The sequence below is a fragment of the Deferrivibrio sp. genome (genome assembly GCF_055117995.1).
This window is the reverse complement of the sequence record NZ_JBSQOT010000014.1, coordinates 41,961-48,164: the sequence shown is the minus strand read 5'-3', so window position 1 is coordinate 48,164 and position 6,204 is coordinate 41,961. Positions and strand designations below refer to the sequence as shown.

Sequence of the window (6,204 nt, the reverse complement as noted above, 5' to 3'; positions counted from 1 at the left end):
ATTCACAATTACGCCAAAACTTTCAAAATCAAGGAATCTTTTTGGCGAGGAGGTGAGTGTGGGGCTAATTGGTGTTACCCCAAAAGATAGATTTGTCACAGTCAGATATAACCCGATTGATGCAATAAATAAAGGTCTTGAAAAGACATATGAAGTAACAAAGCTAACAGTAGTTGGAATAATAAAAATATTTCAGAAAGTTGTGCCGGCTGACAATATAGGTGGTCCTATCATGATTTTCCAGATGGCAAAACAGACGGCGCAAATAGGTATAAACAGCCTTCTCGCCTTTATGGCAGTAATAAGTATAAATCTTGCAATATTAAACCTTTTACCTGTACCTGTTCTTGATGGTGGGCATCTGCTTTTTTATCTTATAGAAGCAGTTTTTAGAAGGCCAGTCAGCATAAAGGTGAGGGAATATGCAAATATGGTTGGGATAGCATTATTGCTTGCGTTAATGATGTTTGCGTTTTATAATGACATCATTAGAATTATTAAAAATTAGAGGTTTTGAAATGTTCAAAAATGAGCTTGTTATAGACAACAGATTGTTTAAAAGCCGATTGATGGTTGGTACAGGTAAATTTCAGTCAAATGAAATCATGCAAAAAGCGATAAAGGCAAGTGGTGCTGAGATAGTCACTGTGGCTCTCAGGCGTGTGGATATAGAAAATCCGGAAGATGATTTGCTAAGGCACATTGACACAAATGAGTTTCTTTTGCTGCCGAATACTTCGGGTGCAAGAGACGCAATTGAAGCGGTAAGGCTTGCAAGGCTTGCAAGGGCAGCCGGATGTGAGCCCTGGGTAAAACTTGAGGTAACTCCTGACCCCTATTATCTTCTACCTGATCCTATTGAAACTTTCAAGGCTGCAGAAATACTTGTAAAAGAAGGGTTTAAAGTCCTTCCTTATGTAAATGCAGATCCTGTTTTATGCAAAAGATTGGAGGAGATAGGGACAGTTACGGTTATGCCCCTTGGTGCACCTATCGGGACGAATAAGGGGCTTAAGACGGTTGAAAATTTGAAGATTATAATTGAGCAGGCAAATGTTCCTGTGGTAGTGGATGCAGGTATCGGCGCGCCAAGTCATGCGGCATACGCCATTGAACTTGGGGCTGATGCTGTTCTTGTAAATACAGCGATAGCTACTGCAAAAGACCCTGTAAAAATGGCCATATCATTTAAATTGGCAGTGGAAGCTGCCTGTGCAGCAAGAGATGCTGGGATGCCGTCAGAAAAACAATATGCTGATGCATCAAGCCCTTTGACAGGCTTTTTGAGGGATTGATATGACTTTTTTCAATGAGCTTAAGAATTATGATTGGGATGAAATAAAAAGCTTTATATACTCCAGAAGTGAGAGTGATGTTGAAAGAGCAATAAATTTGAACAGCCTATCTATTGAAGATTTTGCCACACTGCTTTCCCCTGCAGCTGAAAAATTTCTTGAGCCTTTGGCTGTAAGGGCAAACAGAATAACCACACAAAGGTTTGGCAAGACAATTAAAATATATATCCCGATGTATGTTTCCAATGAATGCGTAAATTCCTGTGTATATTGTGGCTTCAATGTTCATAACAAATTTAAAAGAAAAACACTTACTATTGAAGAGGTATCAAGGGAGCTTGAGGTAATAAAAAAGACAGGGATAAGACACCTTCTTATATGCTCAGGCGAGCACCCCAAAAAGGTTTCGGTAGATTATCTGAGTGAAGTGGTAAAGCTTGTAAGGAAAAACGGTTTTTCATCTATAATTTTGGAGGTACAACCCCTTGATGAAAATGAATACAGGCTTTTGTATAATTTTGGAGTTGACAGTCTGACCCTTTATCAGGAAACATATAACAAAAAAACCTATGCCGAAGTGCATCTTGGTGGCAAAAAAACCGACTTCAGGTATAGACTTGAGGCAGTGGAAAGGGCAGCAAACGCTGGTTTGAGGACAATAGGAATTGCTGCTTTGATGGGACTTGAAGACTTTAGGGTTGAAGAATTTTTTGTAGGTATTCATGCCAGATATTTGATGAAAACCTATTGGAAAACCCATGTTACGGTGTCTTTCCCGAGGATAAGGGATGCAGAGGGGCATTTTAAACCAAAACATATAATTACGGATAAAAATCTTGTCCAGTCGATGCTCGCTCTAAGATTGTTCCTGCACGATGTAGGTCTGGTTGTATCCACCAGAGAGCCTGCTCATTTAAGAGACAAGTTAATATATCTTGGGGTAACTCAAATGAGTGCCGGGTCAAAAACTAATCCCGGTGGTTATGCCGCAGGGGAAGAAGAAGGGAAACAATTTGAAGTTGAAGACACAAGAAGTGCTGAAGAATTTATACAGTCTGTCAAAATGAAAGGGTTTGATCCTGTCCTGAAGGATTGGGATTCATCATTTATCGATGCAATATAAAAATATTACAATAACCGATAACGGATACGGCGGGTACGGTGTAGGAACCCTTGGAAGCGGCAAAAAAGTTTTTGTTCCGTTTGCAGTGACTGGCGATGTTGTAAACATCGAACTTACTGAAGACAAAAAGAACTTTTCTTACGGCAAGATTGTTGAAATTGTGAAACCTTCTTTGCTGAGGGATGAAGAACCTTACTGCCCCCACATAGGTGTTTGTGGAGGGTGCCTTTTTGGAAACATAAAATACTCTGAGCAGGTTAATATCAAGAAACAGATAGTGTTGCAAAATTTTAAGGATTTTGAAGGGTTTAAAATAGATGACATTTTTGTACAAAATCCTCTTAGGTATAGAATTAAATGTAGCATAAAATTAAAAGAAGGCGGCTTTGGGTTTTACAAATTTAACTCAAGAGAGTTTATTAAGGTTGATGACTGCCCTATTATTTCAGAAAATATAATAAAAAAAGTAAAAGACTTGTCTGAAATCTCTCAGGATCTTACTGAACTTAATTTTATAGAAAATACTGAAGGGGAAGTAATTTCCAATATTGACAACATTGGCTATGTTGCTTTTGATACCTTTTTTGGTGAACTGCTTGTTTCGGCAAACAGTTTTTTTCAGGGCAATAGATATCTCCTGGACAAATTGCAGCAAAAGGCCTGCAGCCTGATTGGTAAAGGGGGAAATATCCTTGAATTATATTGCGGCAACGGTTTTTTTACTGTAGGGCTTGCAAAAAGTGCAAAGGCTATTCTTGCGGTTGATTTTGACAGGGAAGCCATAAAACTTGCCAGATTGGCAGACATTCAAAACACCAAATTTTTAAGATATGATTTGAATAGACATTTTGCGCCAAGCTTCAAATTTGATTCATTGTTTGTTGATCCTTCAAGACAGGGGCTGTCAAAATCGGTTATAAAACTTATCAGAGATAAACTGCCTGAAGAGATTGTATATGTTTCTTGCAATCCGACAACGATGAAGCGTGATATCAAAAATATATCCGAATTTTACAATATTAGGGAATTTTATATTTTTGATATGTTTCCAAATACTTACCACATAGAATCCGTGGCAAGGTTAGAGAGGAAATGACAATATATTACAACTTTTACGATGTTGCCGGACTGTTGTTAATATTTAACAAAGAAAACTTACTGGAAAGGATTGATTTTGCAAATATTTCAGAGCATTTTCAGCAACATGTAGGTCATGAAAATCATGAATATTTTGTCCGGTTTTTCGACAATTATTTTTCAAAAAAGGGTGTTGAACTTGATTTTTCAAGACTTGAAACAAAAGGTATTTCCAATTTTTATTTGGATATCTATAAAACACTCTCCAAAACAGAATTTGGGGAAAAGATAACTTATAAGAAGCTTGCAGAAAAAGCAGGGTATAAAAATGCCTTTAGAGCAACAGGGAGTGCTATGGCTAAAAACAGATGGCCCGTACTTATCCCATGTCATAGAGTTGTTGGACATTCTTCACCTGGCGGATACTCTTCAGGGATTGGTTTAAAGCTAAAACTTCTTGATTTGGAAGAACGTTATAAAAAAGTGATGAACAGAAGGCTTGACTAAATTCTGAAAAACTAATAGTTTAATATGAATAATAAAAATTTAGCGAGGCTTAATATGTTCAAGACCAATAACCTGAATGTAAAAGAACTTATTCCAATAGTTGCACCTTTTTATTTGAGGCAAATATTCCCACTTTCAGAAAAAGGTGCACAGTTTGTCGTAGAGAGCAGAGATGCTGTTAAAAAAATCTTGAGGAAAGAGGATAAACGAATAATGGCGGTTGTGGGTCCGTGTTCAATTCATGACCCAGTAGCAGCTCTTGACTATGCACAGAGGCTTAAAAAGCTTTCAGATGAAGTAAAAGACAAAATTTATATTGTTATGAGAGTATATTTTGAAAAGCCTCGAACAACAGTAGGCTGGAAGGGTCTGATAAATGACCCTGATATGGATGGCAGCCATCAGATTTCAAAAGGGCTTGGCATAGCAAGAAGATTGCTTTCAGAGATTACAGATTTAAGGCTTCCTGTTGCATGTGAAATGCTTGATCCTATTACTCCTCAATATCTTTCTGACATGATTTCATGGGGTGCAATTGGGGCAAGAACCACCGAATCTCAGACCCATAGGGAGATGGCCAGCGGACTTTCTTTCCCTGTAGGATTCAAAAATGGCACCGACGGCAATGTAAAAATTGCCTGTGATGCTATGCAGGCAGCATTGAGGCCTCATAGTTTTCTCGGTATAAATGCCGAAGGGAAAAGTTCAATTGTTAAAACAACGGGCAATCCGGATGTTCATATAGTTTTAAGGGGTGGCGACAAAAAACCCAATTATTTCCCGGAAGATATACAAAAAACGGTTGAGGTTTTACAGAAAAACAAACTGTCTGACTCAATTATGGTAGATTGCAGTCATGCCAATTCATGCAAAGACCACAACAATCAACCGAAGGTGTTTGAAAACATAATAGGGCAAATTAATTCGGGCAACAAATATATCAAAGCTGTGATGATTGAAAGTAATATCAACGAGGGTAACCAATCACTTTGTGATGACAAGAGCAAGCTTAAATATGGGGTATCAATAACAGACAAGTGTATAGACTGGGGAACAACAGAAAGGATTATCAAAGAGGCTGCAGCAAGACTGTAATATCTGCAGCCCTTATTTTACAATTATTTTAACGTTATGAGCTCGTAATTTGTTGAGCCAAGTCCAAGTTTTTCTGCATGTTTTAGCTGTATCAGTGAATCCACATAAGAGTAAATTTCTTTGAAAGGGTCACTTTTAAGTTTCATTGCCTGTTTGACAAGTTCAAAAGAGGCCATATCAAGGGCAACAGGGTCTGTTGATGACAGAAAACCTATATCTCCGGTAATAGGTTCATCATTGCCAGGGTAGCAGTCACAAGCAGGGGTTATATTTGTAAGGATATTTAAGTACAAAATTTTTCCTTTCAGTGCTTTGTGTACACCATAAGCGTATTCAGCCATTTTAAGTTGTGTGTTTTCAGAGGATTCATCCCAGTTGATTCCGATTGCACCCTCAGGGCAAACTGCTATACATCTTGCACATCCTGTACAGTTGTTGTTTATTACAGCCTTTGGCTTTATTGTTATTGCGTTATGTGCACATGCACTCAAACATCTCCCACAGGAAGTACACCTGTCAGAATGTACAGAAGGGATTGAGACCGAGTGCATTTCAAGTTTACCTTCTCTTGATGCACATCCCATGGAAAGGTTTTTGATAGCACCTCCAAATCCTGACACTTCATGCCCCTTAAAATGGGAAACTACTACCATTCCATCGGCATTGACGATATCACTTGCAAGTTTTACACTTTTTAAAAGCATACCGTCTATTTCAACTGAAACGGAATTTTCTCCTCTTAAACCGTCGGCTATTATTACAGGTATCTGTAAGGTAGAAAAGTTAAAACCGTTAAAAAAGGCATTTTTCAAATGATCAACACTGTTTGTTCTCATCCCCACATAAAGAGTATTTGTGTCTGTCAGGTAGGGGTTTGTCCCGATTTGTTGGAGTACTTCAGAAACGGGCCTTATATACACAGGATTTATAAAAGCCGTGTTGCCCAATTCTCCAAAATGCGTCTTTATGGCAATAATTGATTTTTTTTGAAAATATTTTTCAGGTTCAAGCTTGTTGAGGAGTTTTTTGATTTTTAACAGGGGGGAATTGAATTTTTTGTTTGCAAGAGGGGAAAAATAAACTTTTGATTGCATAATTTACCTCCTA

General features: G+C 38.0%; 7 protein-coding genes. 6 read left to right on the top strand and 1 reads right to left on the bottom strand.

From position 1 onward, the window contains the following. The 6 genes from ACTCAF_RS05670 to ACTCAF_RS05645 all read left to right on the top strand — a co-directional run. Nucleotides 1-508 (top strand): site-2 protease family protein (locus tag ACTCAF_RS05670; RefSeq protein ID WP_463062322.1); only part of this gene is annotated, 508 nt, incomplete at its 5' end. A 10-nt stretch (nt 509-518) separates the two neighbouring features. Continuing rightward, nucleotides 519-1,295, top strand: a complete 777-nt coding sequence (locus ACTCAF_RS05665) for a thiazole synthase (RefSeq protein WP_463062321.1) — start codon at nt 519-521, stop codon at nt 1,293-1,295. A gap of 1 nt (nt 1,296) precedes the next feature. Continuing rightward, nucleotides 1,297-2,418 (top strand): 2-iminoacetate synthase ThiH, encoded by a 1,122-nt coding sequence (thiH, locus tag ACTCAF_RS05660; protein WP_463062320.1) that lies wholly within the window; start codon nt 1,297-1,299, stop codon nt 2,416-2,418. After that, nucleotides 2,408-3,514 carry a class I SAM-dependent RNA methyltransferase gene (locus ACTCAF_RS05655; RefSeq protein WP_463062319.1) on the top strand — a complete coding sequence of 369 codons (1,107 nt, stop codon included), beginning with the start codon at nt 2,408-2,410 and terminating at the stop codon, nt 3,512-3,514. Before thiH ends, ACTCAF_RS05655 begins: the two co-directional genes overlap by 11 nt. After that, nucleotides 3,511-4,002 (top strand): methylated-DNA--[protein]-cysteine S-methyltransferase, encoded by a 492-nt coding sequence (locus ACTCAF_RS05650; protein WP_463062318.1) that lies wholly within the window; start codon nt 3,511-3,513, stop codon nt 4,000-4,002. Before ACTCAF_RS05655 ends, ACTCAF_RS05650 begins: the two co-directional genes overlap by 4 nt. 54 nt (nt 4,003-4,056) lie before the next feature. Beyond that, nucleotides 4,057-5,097, top strand: coding sequence for a 3-deoxy-7-phosphoheptulonate synthase (locus ACTCAF_RS05645; RefSeq protein WP_463062317.1), 1,041 nt, complete (start codon nt 4,057-4,059; stop codon nt 5,095-5,097). A gap of 23 nt (nt 5,098-5,120) precedes the next feature. On the opposite strand, the gene ACTCAF_RS05640 is transcribed toward ACTCAF_RS05645, so the two are convergent. After that, on the bottom strand, nt 5,121-6,191 hold the full coding sequence (locus tag ACTCAF_RS05640; protein ID WP_463062316.1) for a DUF362 domain-containing protein: 1,071 nt from the start codon (nt 6,189-6,191) through the stop codon (nt 5,121-5,123). Between the last annotated feature and the right edge of the window lie 13 nt (nt 6,192-6,204).